This window comes from Amycolatopsis sp. NPDC114503, assembly GCF_055633655.1.
This window is the reverse complement of record NZ_JBVKDT010000012.1, coordinates 61924-77435: the sequence shown is the minus strand read 5'-3', so window position 1 is coordinate 77435 and position 15512 is coordinate 61924. Positions and strand designations below refer to the sequence as shown.

Here is a 15512-nt window from a genome sequence, read left to right as displayed (position 1 = left end):
ACCGTTCTCCTTTGAACGTGGCTGTGTGGTGGGTCAACTCGAGGCAGCTGCCTCGGCCGGACTTCTCCCGGCCGCGCCGGCGTTCTGCACGACTGTCCGCTCGGCGAGGAGACGGGCGACCTCATCCTGGCTGAAACCCCAGTCGCGCAAGGCTTTCTCGGTGTGTTCGCCCGGCGCGGCCGCCGGTCCGGCCACCGCGCCGGGCGTGCGGGCGAACCGCGGCGCGGGCGCCGGTTGCAGCACTCCGTCCACCGGGACGAACGCCGCACGGGCGACGCTGTGCTCGTGACGCGGAGCCTCGGCCAAGGTCAGCACCGGGGCGAAACAGGTCTCCCGCGACCGGAAGGCCTCGACCCACTCGTCCCGGGTCTGGCTGCGGAACACCTCGGCGAACCGGCGCCGCAGCTCCGGCCAGCCGCTTTCGTCCTCCTGCGAGGGCAATTCCTCGTCGGTGAGGCCGAGCGTTTCGAGCAGGACCGCGTAGAACTTCGGCTCGTTCGCGGCGATCGCGACCCATCGCCGGTCAGAGGTCTCGTAGGCGCCGTAGTACGGAGCACCGCCGTCGAGCCGGTTCGACTCGCGTTCGTCCCGCCACCGACCGGTCTGGCGCAGCCCGTGGAACAGCGAGCCGAGCAGCAGCGAACCGTCCAGCATCGCCGCGTCGAGCACCTGCCCCCGCCCGGATCGTGCGGCCTCGAAAAGCCCGGACACGATGCCGAACGCGAGGAGCATCCCGCCGCCGCCGTAATCGCCGACCAGGTTGAGCGGCGGCACCGGCCGGCCATCCACCGGCCCGATCGCGTGGAGCAGCCCGCTCAGCGCGAGGTAGTTCAGGTCGTGGCCGGGCATCTGCGCCAGCGGCCCGTCCTGGCCCCAGCCGGTCATCCGGCCGTACACCAGCCGCGGGTTGCGGGCGAGACAGACGTCCGGGCCGATCCCCAGCCGCTCGGCGACACCCGGCCTGCTGCCTTCGATGAGCGCGTCGGCTCGCTCGACCAGGCGCAGCACCACCTCCGCGCCGCCGGGCCGCTTCAGATCGGCACCGACCGAACGGCGGCCCCGCAGCGTCGCGAACTCGTAGGACCGCTCGCCCGGAACGTGGTCGCGCACGTGCCCGGCCCGGTCGACGCGGAGCACGTCCGCACCCATGTCCGAGAGCATCATCGCGCACCACGGACCCGGGCCGATCGAGCCGATCTCGACGACCTTCACTCCTGCCAGCGGCCCGGCCATCAGCTGAACTCGACAGTCTTCTCGACACCGCGCAGCGCTTCGACGGTCTCCTCGACCAGACGGTGCAGGATTTCCGCGGCGCCAGGAAGGTCGGTGATCATGCCGGCCCCCGCGCCCGAGGGCATGCTCATGTGAGTCTTGAGCTTGGCCTTCATCGCGGCGTACTTGAACGGCATGGTCAGCACGCGCTGCACCGGATACGGGGACAGTTCGTCTTCGTGGCCTTCCCAGACCTCGGTGAACCGGTTGCGCAGCATGCGCACGTGCAGGCCGTCGAACAACAGCGACCGCAGCGTCGAGTCGTAGTCGGCTTCCACCACGGCCTGCTTGAACACGTCCTCGGAACCGGACTCCGCACTGGCCAGGAACCGGGTTCCGACCCACGCGCCCTGCGCGCCCATCGTGAGGCAAGCGGCGATCTGCGAGCCCTTGACCAGCCCGCCCGCCGCGATCACCGGCACCGTCGCGAACTCCAGCACTTCGGCCAGCAGCGTGATCAGCCCGACGTCGCCGGTGTGTCCGCCGCCTTCGGTGCCCTGCACGACGACCAGATCGGTGCCGTTGCGGATCGCGCTGCGGGCGTGCTTCGCCTGCCCGACGATGCTGATCACCTTCGCGCCCTTGGCGTGACAGGCTTCCACCACCCAAGTCGGGGTGCCGAGCGCGCAGGCGATGACCTCCACGCCGTGGTCGAGGGAGATCTCCAGCTTCTTCTTGTTGTCCGCGAGACTGATCGCCTGGTCCGTCGTCGGGACGACCTCGATGCCGCGCTCGCCCAGTTCGGACTTCAGCTGCCTGAGCGGTCCCGGCAGCTCCGGCACCGCCACGTCGGAGAGGCCCTTCGGCGCGTTCGCCGGGAACCCGAGGTCGACGCACAGCGGCCCGTCGCTGAGCCCGCGGAACACCCGGATCTCCTCGTCGACCTGCTCCGGGGTGATGTCGATGCCGCCGATCGAGCCGAGCCCGCCCGCGTTCGACACCGCGGCGGCGAGCCGCCCGTAGGCGACATTGCCCATGCCCGCTTGCAGGATCGGAACGTCGATCCCCAGCAACTCGCAGACAGGGGTCCGCAGGATGGGCGACATGAGTCCTCCTCCGTGCCGTCCCGGCGGCAGATCGACCGCGGGCCGGAGATCATCGAAAGTATTTAATATATTTTCAGCTCGCAGGGGCGGGCCGGTGCCCGACGGCGGCTGTTGGACATTTTTCTAGCACTCTTTCGAAAATGCTGCAAGCCACGGCCGGGGTTGCCCAGTTCTTCGAGCAACCGATAGATTTTCCGTGACGGGAAGGTGGTCAGGTGACGAAGGCGGACGGCGGAGACCGGGAGCGCAAATCGGACAGGACCCGGCGACGGATCCTGGACGCCGCGGCAGACCTGTTGAGCCGCAAAGGATTCGACGGCACCCGGCTGTCGGAGATCGCGACACTGGCGCAGCTGCGAGTGCCCGCGGTCTACTACTACTTCGACTCGCGGGAGGCGATCCTCGAGGAGGTCGTCAACATCGGCGACCGGATCGCGGTGGACAACGTCCGCGCCCGGCTCGCCGCGCTCCCCCCGGACGCGACGGCGATGGACCGGATCTGCGCCGCCTACGCCGGTCACCTCGAGATGGTGCTGAAGGAATCGGCCTACACCGCGGCCGCGATGCGGACCCTCGGCCAGTTGCCGCCGGACATCCGGGCCCGTCAGCTGGAACACCAGCGCGCCACTGGGCAATTGTGGCGGGACCTGATCAAGGCGGGCGTCGAGTCCGGCGAGATCGATCCCGGCCTCGACCCGCGCGCGGCCCGGATGTTCTTGCTGGGCGCGGTCAACTGGGCCACCGAGTGGTGGAACCCCGCGCGCGGCAGCCTCGACGAAATCCTCGCGACTGCGCAGCGCCTCATCCGCAACGCCCTGTCCGGTCCGAAAGCGCCCGCTCCCACGGCCAGCACGACTGCTGGAGCGCTATCGCCGGTGTTTTCTCCGCCACCGCTCGGAGAACCCCGGCACTAAGGGTTTTCGGCGAAGACCGGACTGGTCGAGACGAACGGGCTGAACTCCATCCGCCGGATCTTCCACTCGCCGTCGCGCCGGGCGAACTCCAGCTCGTATGCACCCGACAGCAACTGGTTCACCCCGTCGTCGGTCAACCGGAAGTAGAACACGTCCGTCTTCGCCCGCGCGGTGTCGCCGTCGACGTCGATCAACGGGTTGGTGATGTGGTGATGGCACCGGGGCACCTGCTGCCACACCTTACGCACCAGCGCGCGGACGCCTTCGATCCCCCGCCCTTCGCCGCGAGGCAGCACATACTCCGCGTTCTCGGACCAGATGCTCAGGAACAGCGCTTCGTCCTGCTTGTCGATCCCGTGACAGTACTTCGAAAGCAGCGTCTTGATCTCTTCGACGTCGGTCGCCCACTGGATTCTCTCCTCGCGGGTGCGGGTCTTGCCGGTCATTCCGGGATCCTTTCCGGCTAGCCGAGATTGAGGTACACGGCTTTCGGATAGAGGAAGCTCTCCACGTGCTCGCGGGCGCCCTTCCAGCCGTAGCCGCTCATCTTCGTGCCGCCGAACCCGACGGCAGGGTCGAGGACGCCGTAGCAGTTGACCCAGATCGTCCCGGCGTCGATGCCCCGGGAAATCCGGTGCGCGGTCGAAAGGCTCTCCGTCCAGATCCCGCCGGCCAGACCGAACGGGGTGTCGTTCGCCAGCCGCAGCGCTTCGTCGGCATCGGCGAACGGGATCACTGAGGCGACCGGCCCGAAGATCTCCTCCCTCGCGATCGTCATGTCGTTCGAAGCACCCGCGAACACCGTCGGCTCGACGAAGAATCCCGGCCCCAGCTCTCCGCCGATGCGGTTGCCGCCCGCGGCCAGCCGCGCGCCCTCACCCCCGCCGAGGTCGATGTACTTCAGGACCCGGTCCAGCTGCCGCTGCGAGATCAACGGTCCGAGCTGGGTGTCCGGATCAAGACCGTCGCCCACGCGGATCGTTTTCGTGAACGCGGTCAGCCGCTCCACGAACTCCTCGTAAATTGCCTCCTGCACGAGGATGCGCGTCCCGGCCACGCAGACCTGTCCGCTGTTCGTGTACACCCCCATCGCCGCGCCCGGCACGGCTTTGTCCAAGTCGGCGTCGGCGAACACGATATCCGGGGACTTTCCGCCCAGCTCCAGCTGCAGCCGCTTGAGATTGCCCGCCGACGCCCGCACGACCGACCGCGCTGTCCCGACCGAGCCGGTGAAGGCGATCCGGTCCACGCCTCGATGCCCGGCGAGGGCTTGGCCCGCTTCCGCGCCATAGCCGGTCACGACGTTGATCACCCCGTCGGGCACTCCGGCTTCGGTCATCAGCTCGGCGATCCGCAGCACCGAAAGGGACGCGTCTTCGGCGGGTTTCAAAACCGCCGTGCACCCGGTGGCGAGCGCAGGTCCGAAAATCCACCACAGGCCGATCAGCGGGCCGTTCCACGGGATGATCCCGCCGACCACCCCGACCGGTTCAAGGTGCTTGAGGGTCAGGAATTCGCCAGGCAGCGAATTCGGGACAGTCTCGGTCCTCGCCGCGTCGCAGTGGGAAGCGAAGAACTGCAACACCTGCGACGTCCACTCGCGGAGGCCTGTCGTGCGGGCGAGCGGTGCGCCCATGTCCAGGGTCTCGATCAGCGCCAGTTCGTCGAAGTGGTCCAAGACCACGTCGTGGATCTTCAGCAGCAGCTTTCGTCGCTGATGCGGCGTCCATCGGCGCCACCCTCCCTCGAACGCGCGGCGCGCCGCCGATACCGCACGGTCGATGTCCGCGGCATCCCCTTGCGCGATCGAACAGAGCGGCTTCCCGGTCGCCGGGTTGACGACCTCGATCCGGCGGCCAGAGGCTGCGTCCGTCCATTCACCGCCGATGAGGTTCTTCTTCGCCCCCGAGACGAACTGCGGTACCGCGGGTGCCGGATCAGCGGACATTCGTTGTCCCATCGCGCTTTCCACCTTCACGCACAGCTCGGGACGACTGAGCGCTTCGTCCGGGAACGAGTCCATGGCGACGTTAAGCGGCGCTGCGAGGGTGGTCAATTTCCCGTTCCCGAAGCGGTGATTCGAGAAACCCGAAGCGAGTCAGCCGTCCACGAGGCGGGCCTGGCCGTCCCAGTATTTCGCGCGCAGTTCCCGCCGCAGCAGTTTGCCGGACGAGTTCTTCGGCAGTTCGTCCGCGAACTCGATGCGGCGCGGCTTCTTGTACCCGGCGATCGAGTCGAGGCAGGCGGCGAGCACCTGCTCTTCGGCGAGGTCGCTGCCGGGTTGCCGCACGACGACCGCGAGGACGCTCTCTCCCCACTGCGGGTCCGGGACTCCGACCACGGCGACTTCTTCGACCCCGGCCACGGCGGAGATCACCTTCTCGACCTCGCTCGGGAACACGTTGAACCCGCCGGAAACGATCAGATCGCGTTTTCGGTCCACGATGTACAGGTAGCCGTCGCTCAGGCGGCCGATGTCGCCGGTGCTCGCCCAGGAATCCGGGCGGAGGAAGGCTGCGGTTTCCTCCGGCTGGCGCCAGTAGCCGGTCATCATCATGTCGCCGCGGATCCAGATTTCGCCGCTCTCCCCCGGCGGGACGTCGTTGCCGTCGGCGTCGACGATCCGCACTTCGATGTACGGGGTGACCCGGCCCGCCGAGGCGAGCCGTTCCGGGGCGGCTCCGGCCGGATCGAATTTGTGGTCCTCCTGCGACAGGCTGGTCACCGGCATGGGCAGTTCGGTCAGCCCGTAGCTTTGCACGAACACGTCGCCGAACGCCGCGATCGCGCGGGCCAGCTTCGCCGGCGCGATCGCCGAGCCGCCGTAGACGATCGTCCGCATCGAGCTGACATCGTGGTCGCCGCGTTCGAGTTCGTCGGTAAGCATCGCGAGGATCGTCGGCACGATCGGCATGGCGGTCACCCGGTATTTGGCGATCGCCTCGACGGCCCAGCGGGCGTCGAACTCCGCGGCGAACAGCTGCCGGGCGCCGCGGACGGTGTACACGAGTCCGTACCAACCCGCCAGATGGCTCAGCGGCGCGACCTGCAGCACGGTGTCCCGCTCGGTGATCGGCGGCAGCTCGACCATCATGTTGCGAATCGTGGCCAGGATGCTCCGGTGGGTGTGCATGACGCCCTTGGGGCGGCCGGTCGTTCCCGAGGTGTACGGCATCCAGACCAGGTCTTCGCGTTCCGCGGGGGCAGGCGGCACGGGGCCATGCGCGGCCAACTCGGCGACTGATTCAATGCTGACGACTTTCGTCTCGACACCAGCCGCGCGCAGCGCATCGTCCAGCTCGGCGACTCGGTCTGCGTCGGCGAAGACGACGCGGGTCGCGCAGTCTTCGGCGATCTCGGCGGTCTCCCGGGCGTGCAAGCGGAAACTCACGGCCACCCGGACAAAGCCGCCCCAGAAGAGGGCGTGGTCGACGACGACGTACTCCGCGCAGTTGCGCGAGGCGATCAGCACCCGGTCGCCGCGGACAAGTCCCAGTTCCGCTAGCGCTCCGGCAAGGCCGGAAGCCAGCTCACGCAGGCGGCCGAAGGTCGTCTCCGTCCCGTCGGTGTGCACGAGCGCGGTCTGTCCTGAATGGACGTCGTAAGTCCGCCGCAGCAACGAGGAAACGGTCGGACCGGGGAGTTCGAAGCTCACGTTCACCCTCCAATGCGGGAAACGGCTCGGCGACCGGCGAGGGGACCACTGCCGACGCGTACGGAATATTTCATATGCAAGTCGCCGGATGTCAAGGGTCAGGACATGCGGCGGCGCACCTCGCTGCGCTCCCCGGTCGTCCCCCGGTTGACTCCGACCAGGCCTTGGGCGCGCAGATCAGTCCCCAGCGCGGCTGGGAAATCCGGCCCGGGACCCGCCGCGGTGAGCCCGCCGTCGACAACGATCGTCTGCCCGGTCACGAATCCCGCCGAAGGGCCTGCCAAGTAGCCGACAGCGCGTGCGACGTCCTCGGGCTGGCCCCACCGCGGCCACGGCTGGCCAGGCGGGTTGGCCGCCGCCAGTGCGTCGCCGCGGCCAGACTCGAGCAGCGGAGTGCGGACGAGACCCGGGCAGACCGCGTTGACCCGGATGCGGCGCGGAGCCAGTTCTACGGCCGCCGACATCGTCAGGTTCAGGACGGCCGCCTTGGCCGCGCAGTACGCGGTCGAGGCCAGCGTCGCGCCGCTGTATGCCGCGGCCGAGCCGATGTTGACGATGCTCGCCCCGGCGGTCATCACGCGCGCCGCGTGCTTGATCCCGAGGAAGGTGCCGCGCGTCAAGACCGCGAACGTGAAGTCCCAGTCCTCGACTTCGATTTCGGTGATCGGACCGAAAGCGCCGCCCAGCCCGGCGTTGTTCACCAGCACGTCCAATTGCCCGAAACGGTCGATCGCGGCCGCCACCGCGGCGGCGACGTCTGGCTCGCGGCTGACGTCCGCGCGCACGGCCAGGGCGGAGCCGCCGGCCGATTCGACGGTTTCCTCGGCGGCAGGCGCGTTCAGGTCGGCCACGACCACCCGGTAGCCCTCGGCGGCCAGGTGCAGGACGGTCGCGCGGCCGATGCCGCTTCCGCCGCCGGTGACGATCGCGACCGGCCCCGACCGCGGTGTCACAGGTTGTAGCCGCGCTTGCGCAGGAGCGGCAGGACGTGGTCGCGGATCTGCTGAACGCCCTTGTGCGGGTCGAAGAAGCACAGCGCGACCTGCTCCACTCCGGACTCATACAGGTCGATCAGCTGGTCGGCCACCGTTTCGTAAGAACCGAACAGCTGGTAGGCGCCCATCCCCATGCCGAGGCTTTCGTAGTGCTCCTTGCCGATGCCCAGGTACGGGTCCTGGTTCGCCCCGCTCTTCGCCCGCCCCTCGCCGAACTGGTCCTCGGTGACCTCCTGCCGTTCGCTGTTCATGATGTGCCCGCTGCGCGTCAGCCAGACCTCCAGCGCGTCGCGGTCGATCTGGCTTCGCATCCAATCGGTCGTCTCGGCAGCTTTGGCGTCGGTCTCGTCCATCACGACGTAACACATCGCGCAGATCCGTACCTTGCGCCCGTGTTCGGCGGCCATCGCGTGAATTTTCGCCGCGCGGCGGGCGTAGCCGTCGAGATCCTTGTCGTCGGCAGTGATGAACAGTGCGTCGCATTGCCTCGTCGCGAAGTCGAGACCGATGTCGGAACCGGCCGCGCAGATCAACAGCGGCCGCGGGCGGCTCGTCGGGAGCGGATCGATCTGCGCGCCGTAGAACTGGAAGTACTCGCCCTCGAAGTCGACCGGTTCTTCCGAGGACCACAGGTACTTCAGCGCCGTCACCAGTTCGTCCGCGATCGCGTAGCGGACCTGCTGCGACGGCGGGCCGACGAGCCCGAACTGCGCGTAGTCGACGGCATTCTGCCCGGCCACGATGTTCACGCCGAGCCTGCCGCCGGAAAGGTGGTCCATCGACGCGGTCATCTTGGCCAGCAGCAGCGGCGGGATCCGGTATCCCACGTGGATCGTCGTGTAGATGCCGATCCGTTCGGTGATCGCGGCCGAACCGGTCGCCGCGGTCGCGAAGTCCAGCTGCGAGTTATTCCAGCGGGTCGCCCCGTCGTAACCGCTCCACATCCCGTATTGCAGCTGGCTGTCGAACCCGGCTTCCTCGGTCGCGCGCAGCAGTTTCGCGGCGGACGGCCACTTCCAGAACACCTGGTGCCGCTCCGGGTCGCTGAGCACGGCCTTGCTTGCCGACAGCCCGCTGCTGACGTTCCACGCGAAGAGCGACAGGTGCATGTGCTTGTCGCGGTGCAGTTCCGGCTGGCCGCCCGGATCGAACGGACCACGCAGGAGTTCGGCACGGACGCCTGGCCGGGCACCGGGCGGGCGCTGGGACATGATGCCTCCTCAGTTGAGACTGACCGGTTGGTATCTGGAACCTGAAACTCGTCGGCGCCCGGTCAACAGACCGGCGAGGCACGCAGGCAGCGGTCGCGCACCAGGTCGGCGGCCTTCTCGCCGATCATGATGCTGGCCGCGTTGGTATTGGCGGACACGACGGTCGGCATCACCGACGCGTCCGCGACCCGGAGTCCGTCGATCCCCCGGACGCGCAGCTCCGGGTCTGCGACCGCCTCGTCGTCGGTCCCCATCCGGGCAGTGCCGGAAAGGTGGAAGTAGCTGCTGATCGACTCGCGCACGGCGTGCTCCAGCTCCCTGCGGCCGAGGCGCAGCATCGCGGTCGTGTCCGACCAGCCGTCCCACTCGTCGAACGCACCCGTCCGCACGATCTCGTCAACCAGCTCCACTCCCCTGACGAGTTCGTCCAGATCGCCGCGTTCCCGTACGTAGGCCGGGTCGATCAACGGTGCGGCCAGCGGATCGGCGGATGCGAGCCGCACCGAACCCCGGCTCGCCGGGCGCATGTGCCCGATCGCGAAGGTGAAGCTGTTCGGAACGGGGTCCTGCCAGCTCAGGTGGTAGTCGAAGTTCATCACGCAGAGGTTCAGGTCCGAGCCGTGGTCAGTGCCGTCCGTGCGAGCGAGCAGGGTGGCCCCGTCCATTCCGGTGGCCGTGAGCGGGCGCCGCGCGTGGTAACGGATACCGGCCAGCAGGATGTGGTCTTGGAGGTTGCGGCCGACGCCCGGCAAGTCGCACACCGGCTCGACGCCCGCGGCCGAAAGTTCGTCCGCTGGTCCGATCCCGGAAAGCAGCAGCAGGTGCGGCGAGCCGACCGCGCCTGCGCACAGGATCACCTCACCCGCCGAAACCGACTCCCGGACGCCGTCCCGCAGATACTCGACGCCGTGGCAGTGTCCGTCTCGCACGATCAGCCGCAGCGCGGTCGAATGGGTGCGCACCGTCAGGTTCTCGCGAGCCATCGCGGGCCGCAGATACGCCGTGGCGGTGCTTTCGCGACAACCGTCCAGGACAAGGGATTCCGGGTGCCCGACGCCCGACATCTCCGCGGCGTTGAAGTCGGCTGTCTTCTGATGCCCCGTGCTCACCGCGCCCTGGACGAACGCCTCGCCGATCGGATGCGGATCGACTGAGGCTCGCGGCCGCAACGGCCCGCCGGTTCCGCGGTAACGGGGATCTCCGAAGGGAACGTGCTCGGATCGCTGGAAATACGGCAGCACGCCCGCGTAGTCCCAGCCCTCCGCGCCAAGACTCGCCCAATGGTCGAAGTCGAGCCGGTGCCCGCGCAGGTGCGTCATGCAGTTGATCGAGCCGGATCCGCCGAGCACCCGTCCGCGCGGCGCTGGATGCGCGCGGCCAGTCCCGGACTGCACCACCGTTTCGAAACCCCAATTGGCGTCGGTGTTCTGCAGGTCCTCCCACCGCGCCGGATCCGAGACGTCATCCCGTCGTTCGTCGCCGCCCGCTTCCAGCAGCAGGACGGACACACCAGGGTCTTCGCTCAGCCGCGCGGCGACTACGCAGCCGGCCGACCCGCCGCCGACCACGACGAAGTCAAACTTGTCCATCGAACCGCCCTCTCACGTCGACGACAGGAAACGCTCCACCGCGGCCGCGGTCTCCTCGAACGCCGTCCAGAACACGGCGTGCTGACCGGGCACCTCGACGATGTCGGCCAGGTACGGCTCGTAAGCCGCGCGCTGCTCAGGGGTCACCAGGCCGAACTGGGGCGCGTAGATCAGCTGCGCCGGCCGGGTGAGGGTCTCCGGCGGCGGTGCGGGCGCGGCGAATTCGCTGAAGACCGCCACGATCGCGGCCTGGCTGGTGCGTCGCTTGATCCGGCCGTCCGGCAGCGGGTCGAACTGGGTCTCCACCTCGGCCAGCAGTTCCGGATCGACTTTCCGGTCGCCCGTGTTTTCCCTGCTGCCGAGGAAATCCGCGACCGAGTCCCACACGTCGCCGGTCAGCTCCTGCTCCGCCCGGTGCCGGGCCAGCTCCGGCGAGATCCGGATGACCGGCTCGATCAGCACCGCGCGGCCGACCATCTCCGGGCGGCGCGCCGTCAGGTCCAGCAGCAGCCTGCCGCCGAAGGAGAATCCGAGCCAGTCCGGCCGGTCCAAGCCAAGCGCGTCGACGGATTCGAGCAGGTCATCGGCGTAGGTGGCGTGCGTCCACGGCGGATTCCAGCCCGACCGGCCGTGCCCGCGCAGGTCGAAGGCGATCACCCGGAACTGCCGCGCCCACCGCCGGGTCGCGACGCGACGGAACTCCCCCGCGTGCGAGCCGACGCCGTGAACGCAGACGAGCGGCGGTGCTTCGGGGTCGCCCCATTCGGAGTGTTCGAGGATCATGCCCGCGCCGCCAGTACTTCGAATCGCACCCGGTCCTCGTGCGGGAGCGCGGTGACCAAGGTGAGCCGGACCGGATGCGCGTCCGCCGGGAACCACCCCGCCCAGGCATCCCAGAAGTCGCCGCGGTACGAGTCATCGGCCAGATAGCAGGTCGCCTTCACGAGGTCGGTCAGCGCGCAGCCGACGCTCTCAAGACCGGCCTGCACGCCCGCCATCGCCGCGCGGATCTCCTCGGCCAGCGAGCGGGTGTCGCGATGCGGCTCGGGAAGAGGAGAGCCAACGAACGCGAACTCGCGGGTGGAACGCACCTCGAACGCCGCGGTGTCAGTCATCGACAGCCGACCTCACCTTCGGCAGGACCTCTTCGGCCAGCAGCCGCATGGTCCGCTCCACGCAGTGGTCGTCCTCGGTCAGCGACGGCGAGAGAACCCAGTGCGACGCGTTGTTCGCGCGCGCGGACTGGATCATCTTCTCGGCCACGGTGTCCGGCGAACCGACGAGCAGATGGTCGCGCTCGAAGAGCAGGTCGAACGGAGCGGTCGCGCGGATCGCCGGATCGTCCGGGTCCTCGCTCTCGTCGAGCCAGACCTTGATGCCGCGCACCTTCTCGATGTAGGCGAACGAGCTGGTCACCTCGGGCTCGGCCAATTCGCGCGCCTCGGCGTCCGTCGGCGCGATCAGGCATCCGCGCAGCACCGCCGAACCCTTCTGCAGCGGCGGGCGGCCGGAGCGCTCCGCCTCGTCCCGATAAGACGCGTTGAGGCCGTCGAGCACGCCGCGGGTCGGGAACCAGGTGATGGTCTTCAGCTCCTGCTGCGCCGCCGCGACGAACCCGCCAGTGGTGTCGGTGACGCTGTAGAGCGGCGGCCCGCCCGCTTGCCGGGGGCGCGGGACGACGGCCATGCCGGTCGCCTTGCCGCTCTCGTCGGTGTACTTGCTCGGACCGCCCGGCCATTTCGTGTCCGGATGCGGGTACTCGAAGCGCTCGCTGCTCCACTTCAGCGGATCCTGCGACCAGGCAGCGCGCAGCAGGCCGAGACGCTCGCCGAAGATCGCCTTGCTGCGGGCGTCGTCGGACCGGTCGGCTTCGGCGTTGAGGTTGACGATCTCCGCTTGCAGGATGCCCCGGCTGAGCGCGACGTCCAGCCGTCCGCCGGTCATCTGGTCGAGCATCGCCAGGTCTTCGGCGAGCCGGATCGGATGCCACGCCGGGAGGATGACTGCGGCGATGCCGATTCGGATCCGGCTGGTCCGGCTCGCCAGGTCGGCCAGCAGCAACGCGGGGTTCGGCGACTGGTCGACGCCCATGTGGTCGAAATGGTGTTCGCCGACCCAGATCCCGTCGATGCCGAGCCGGTCGGCGAGGACGAACCGCCGCCGCGCCTGCTCGAGGATTTCGTGCCAGGGCCGGGCGTCGTCTTTGTTTTCCAGCGCGTGCAGGAGGTCGACTCTCACGACCGCGCTCCCCGGTAGGCGATCGCATCGATCTGCACCCGGCAGTCGCCGGCCAGGCCGAGGGCGACCGTGCACCGGGCCGGATACGGACCGGGCGCGAACACGTCGCGGTAGGCCTGGACGAACTCCATCCGATCGGTCTCCTCGCGGACGTAGCAGGTGGTCTTCACGACGTCGCGGAGTCCGCAGCCGGCCTGCGCGAGCTGGTCTTCGAGCAAGGCGAGCACCACGCGGGTCTCCTCGCCGACCGTGTTCGCCTCCGGCACCCGGCGCATCGTCTCCGGGTCGATCGCGATTCCGGAGGCGAACACGAAATCTCCGCTCGCCGAACCGCTGGAGGAACCCGGACGCTTTCGCTGTTCGAGATAAGTCGCCATGCACAACTCCCGGCACATCGTGGTCTCGGTGGCGCTTTCAACATACCTACCGTTTGGTATGATGTCGAGAATTCCAGCTTTTTCCTTCCCTTCCCCGCAGAACCCAGGAGGTTTCCCGTGCCTGTTTTCCTCACCGACGATCCGGTCGCGGCCGACCGGTTCGGACTTTCCGGAGCCGCGATCGCGGGCGGCCTCGTGTTCGCCGGCGGGATGGCTCTCGATCTGGACACGTTCGGCCGGCTACCGGGAACCGCAACGGCTTCCGCCGAAACGCGCGTCGTCCTGGACCAGATCCGGGAGGTCGTCGAAGGGTCGGGCGGAACTCGTTCCGGGGTGCTCAAGGCTACTTGCTATGTCAGCGCCGCCGAACATATTCCGGAAATGCTCACGGCTTTCGACGAGTATTTCGCGGGCTGCCCGAAGCCCATCCGCTCGGTGGCGGTCGCCGGCCTCGCGGGAGCGTGCCGGGTGGAAATCGACGTGATCGCGACGGCGGACTGACCGGAACCGGATTTTTTCCCGCGGAACCGGATCGGACACGACCCGATCCCGATCCGTTTCCGCTGGTCACGCCAGCGAGATTTCGTCCCACCGGAAACCGTTGAAGCCGAGACCCGACGCGTCCTTGCGGGCCCCGGTGAACTTCTTCCGGCAGGCGTCCGGGATGTTGTGCCTCCCCCACACCAGCCACGGCCCCTCGTCGTGAATAACCCGCGACAGCTCGTGCATCAGCTCCTCGTACTTGCCGCCGGTGGTGTTCATCGCCTGCGCGAACAGCGAATTGACCTTCGGGTGGTCGAAATGCTCGCCGTTGAACCCGCCGGTGGGCAGCCAGCAGTAGGACGCGTTGTCGTAGAGGGACTGGGTGTAGTCGTAGCTGTTCTTCATCTGCGAGCTGTAGTACTCGGGTCCGTAGAACGACGAGAGGTTCTGCACCGGCGCGATCGTCATTTCGACGCCGATCGCCTTCGCGTACTCGACCATCAGCGTGGCGGTGCTCATCGCGCTCGGCTCCACCAGCCCGACCCGGTAAGTGACGCGCATGCCCACCATCCCGGCCGATTTGAGCAGCCACTTGGCCCGGTCGAGGTCCTGGTGCCGCTGCGGGATCGAGCCGTCCACCGCGGGATCGATCCTCGCCCACGCGCCCACGTCGTTGCCCGGTTCCCCGAACCCCGCGTAGAGCGTCTTCACCATCTGGTCTCGGTCGAGCATCAGCTTGAACGCCTGCCGGACCCGGTTGTCGCTGAACTGCGCGCCCTTGTCGCACCGCATGCCGGTGAACTCGAACGCCCCGGTCTCGGACACGATCAGCGCGAGATCGCTCCTCGCCCGCACCTGCGCGGTCAAGTTCGCCGGCACCCGGTCCATTCCGTCGATCTGCCCGCTGATCAACGCGTTCGTCCGCGCGGTGATCGGATCGCTGAACCCGACCAATTCGAGCGAGTCGAGGTACGGCCCGTCCCGGCGCCAGTAGTTCTCGTTGCGGATGCCGACGAAGCGCTGCTCCGGCTGGAAGCTGCGGAACTTGAACGGCCCGGTCCCCACCGGGTTCTTCGGGTCGAACCCGACCGGGACGATGCCGGTCGGGGCCTCGGCGAAGCCGTCGCGCAGCTGCGAGTTCGGCGATTTCAGCTCCAGCCGCACGGTCCGCTTGTCCAGCGCGGTCAGGCGGTTCGGGTCGATCGAGGCCAGCAGCCCGGCGGAGAAACCCGGGTTCTTCGGGTCGAGATTGCGCCGGATCGTGTGGATGACGTCGTCCGCGCCGAGCGGTTTGCCATGGTGGAAAGTGACCCCGTCGCGGACCCGGATCGTCCAGCTCGCGAAGTTTCCCGGCGCGGGCTCGAACTCCTCGGCCAGCCCCGACTGAAGACGCCAGGCATGGTCCCTGGCCATCAGGGTGTCGGTGAGCGCCGTGGCGAGCGCGAACGACGAGTCCGAGGCCTGCGGGTCCATGGACACCGTCCCGGCGAAGTCCGACGGGGCGAACCGGAAGGTGCCGCCCCGCTTGCGCGGCCCGCTCGGCGCGGCGTCCCCGGCTTCGACCGGCGACTGCCCGGGCGGTCCGCCGGAGCACGCGGCCAGCGCCAGGCCGGCCGCTCCGGCGGCGGCCGCGCCGAGCAGCCGCCGTCTCGTCAGGGCAGGAAACAGGTTCTCGTGCACGTGCCCGCCTCTCCGGTGCCGGGACCTCGTTGTCCCGGCCCTTTAACTTCCA

General features: G+C 68.6%; 15 protein-coding genes. 2 read left to right on the top strand and 13 right to left on the bottom strand.

Annotated features, from left to right (window positions below):
• Nucleotides 1-33: 33 nt before the first annotated feature.
• Nucleotides 34-1233 (bottom strand): CaiB/BaiF CoA transferase family protein, encoded by a 1200-nt coding sequence (locus ACZ7OI_RS38370; protein WP_470269020.1) that lies wholly within the window; start codon nucleotides 1231-1233, stop codon nucleotides 34-36.
• Nucleotides 1233-2318, bottom strand: a complete 1086-nt coding sequence (locus ACZ7OI_RS38365) for an NAD(P)H-dependent flavin oxidoreductase (protein ID WP_470269019.1) — start codon at nucleotides 2316-2318, stop codon at nucleotides 1233-1235. Before ACZ7OI_RS38365 ends, ACZ7OI_RS38370 begins: the two co-directional genes overlap by 1 nt.
• Nucleotides 2319-2533: 215 nt before the next feature.
• Between ACZ7OI_RS38365 and ACZ7OI_RS38360 the strand changes: the two genes are divergently transcribed.
• Complete coding sequence (locus ACZ7OI_RS38360; RefSeq protein ID WP_470269018.1) at nucleotides 2534-3232, top strand: TetR/AcrR family transcriptional regulator; 699 nt, start codon at nucleotides 2534-2536, stop codon at nucleotides 3230-3232.
• On the opposite strand, the gene ACZ7OI_RS38355 is transcribed toward ACZ7OI_RS38360, so the two are convergent.
• The 10 genes from ACZ7OI_RS38355 to ACZ7OI_RS38310 all read right to left on the bottom strand — a co-directional run bounded on the left by ACZ7OI_RS38355 (nucleotide 3229) and on the right by ACZ7OI_RS38310 (nucleotide 13297).
• Nucleotides 3229-3678, bottom strand: a complete 450-nt coding sequence (locus ACZ7OI_RS38355) for a nuclear transport factor 2 family protein (protein ID WP_470269017.1) — start codon at nucleotides 3676-3678, stop codon at nucleotides 3229-3231. The genes ACZ7OI_RS38360 and ACZ7OI_RS38355 overlap by 4 nt on opposite strands.
• Nucleotides 3679-3695: 17 nt before the next feature.
• On the bottom strand, nucleotides 3696-5288 hold the full coding sequence (locus ACZ7OI_RS38350; protein ID WP_470269016.1) for an aldehyde dehydrogenase family protein: 1593 nt from the start codon (nucleotides 5286-5288) through the stop codon (nucleotides 3696-3698).
• Nucleotides 5289-5330: 42 nt separating this feature from the next.
• Nucleotides 5331-6887: a class I adenylate-forming enzyme family protein gene (locus ACZ7OI_RS38345; protein ID WP_470269015.1), complete on the bottom strand. Its 1557-nt coding sequence runs from the start codon at nucleotides 6885-6887 to the stop codon at nucleotides 5331-5333.
• A 98-nt stretch (nucleotides 6888-6985) separates the two neighbouring features.
• Nucleotides 6986-7840, bottom strand: coding sequence for an SDR family NAD(P)-dependent oxidoreductase (locus ACZ7OI_RS38340; RefSeq protein WP_470269014.1), 855 nt, complete (start codon nucleotides 7838-7840; stop codon nucleotides 6986-6988).
• A complete protein-coding gene (locus ACZ7OI_RS38335) occupies nucleotides 7837-9093 on the bottom strand; it encodes an LLM class flavin-dependent oxidoreductase (RefSeq protein WP_470269013.1) in 1257 nt (418 codons plus the stop codon). Before ACZ7OI_RS38335 ends, ACZ7OI_RS38340 begins: the two co-directional genes overlap by 4 nt.
• Before the next feature lie 62 nt (nucleotides 9094-9155).
• The gene (locus ACZ7OI_RS38330) at nucleotides 9156-10682 is read right to left on the bottom strand and encodes a GMC family oxidoreductase (protein ID WP_470269012.1); all 1527 of its coding nucleotides are present in this window, start codon (nucleotides 10680-10682) and stop codon (nucleotides 9156-9158) included.
• 12 nt (nucleotides 10683-10694) lie between these two features.
• A complete protein-coding gene (locus tag ACZ7OI_RS38325) occupies nucleotides 10695-11465 on the bottom strand; it encodes an alpha/beta fold hydrolase (RefSeq protein ID WP_470269011.1) in 771 nt (256 codons plus the stop codon).
• Entirely contained in the window at nucleotides 11462-11797 is a 336-nt protein-coding gene (locus tag ACZ7OI_RS38320) for a RidA family protein (RefSeq protein ID WP_470269010.1), read from the bottom strand. The genes ACZ7OI_RS38325 and ACZ7OI_RS38320 overlap by 4 nt, the downstream gene beginning before the upstream one ends.
• Nucleotides 11790-12920, bottom strand: a complete 1131-nt coding sequence (locus tag ACZ7OI_RS38315) for an LLM class flavin-dependent oxidoreductase (protein ID WP_470269009.1) — start codon at nucleotides 12918-12920, stop codon at nucleotides 11790-11792. Before ACZ7OI_RS38315 ends, ACZ7OI_RS38320 begins: the two co-directional genes overlap by 8 nt.
• Nucleotides 12917-13297: a RidA family protein gene (locus ACZ7OI_RS38310; RefSeq protein WP_470269008.1), complete on the bottom strand. Its 381-nt coding sequence runs from the start codon at nucleotides 13295-13297 to the stop codon at nucleotides 12917-12919. The genes ACZ7OI_RS38315 and ACZ7OI_RS38310 overlap by 4 nt, the downstream gene beginning before the upstream one ends.
• Nucleotides 13298-13414: 117 nt before the next feature.
• On the opposite strand from ACZ7OI_RS38310, the gene ACZ7OI_RS38305 reads away from it, so the two are divergent.
• On the top strand, nucleotides 13415-13798 hold the full coding sequence (locus ACZ7OI_RS38305; RefSeq protein WP_470269007.1) for a RidA family protein: 384 nt from the start codon (nucleotides 13415-13417) through the stop codon (nucleotides 13796-13798).
• Between the two features lie 66 nt (nucleotides 13799-13864).
• On the opposite strand, the gene ACZ7OI_RS38300 is transcribed toward ACZ7OI_RS38305, so the two are convergent.
• Complete coding sequence (locus ACZ7OI_RS38300) at nucleotides 13865-15460, bottom strand: ABC transporter substrate-binding protein (protein ID WP_470269006.1); 1596 nt, start codon at nucleotides 15458-15460, stop codon at nucleotides 13865-13867.
• Between the last annotated feature and the right edge of the window lie 52 nt (nucleotides 15461-15512).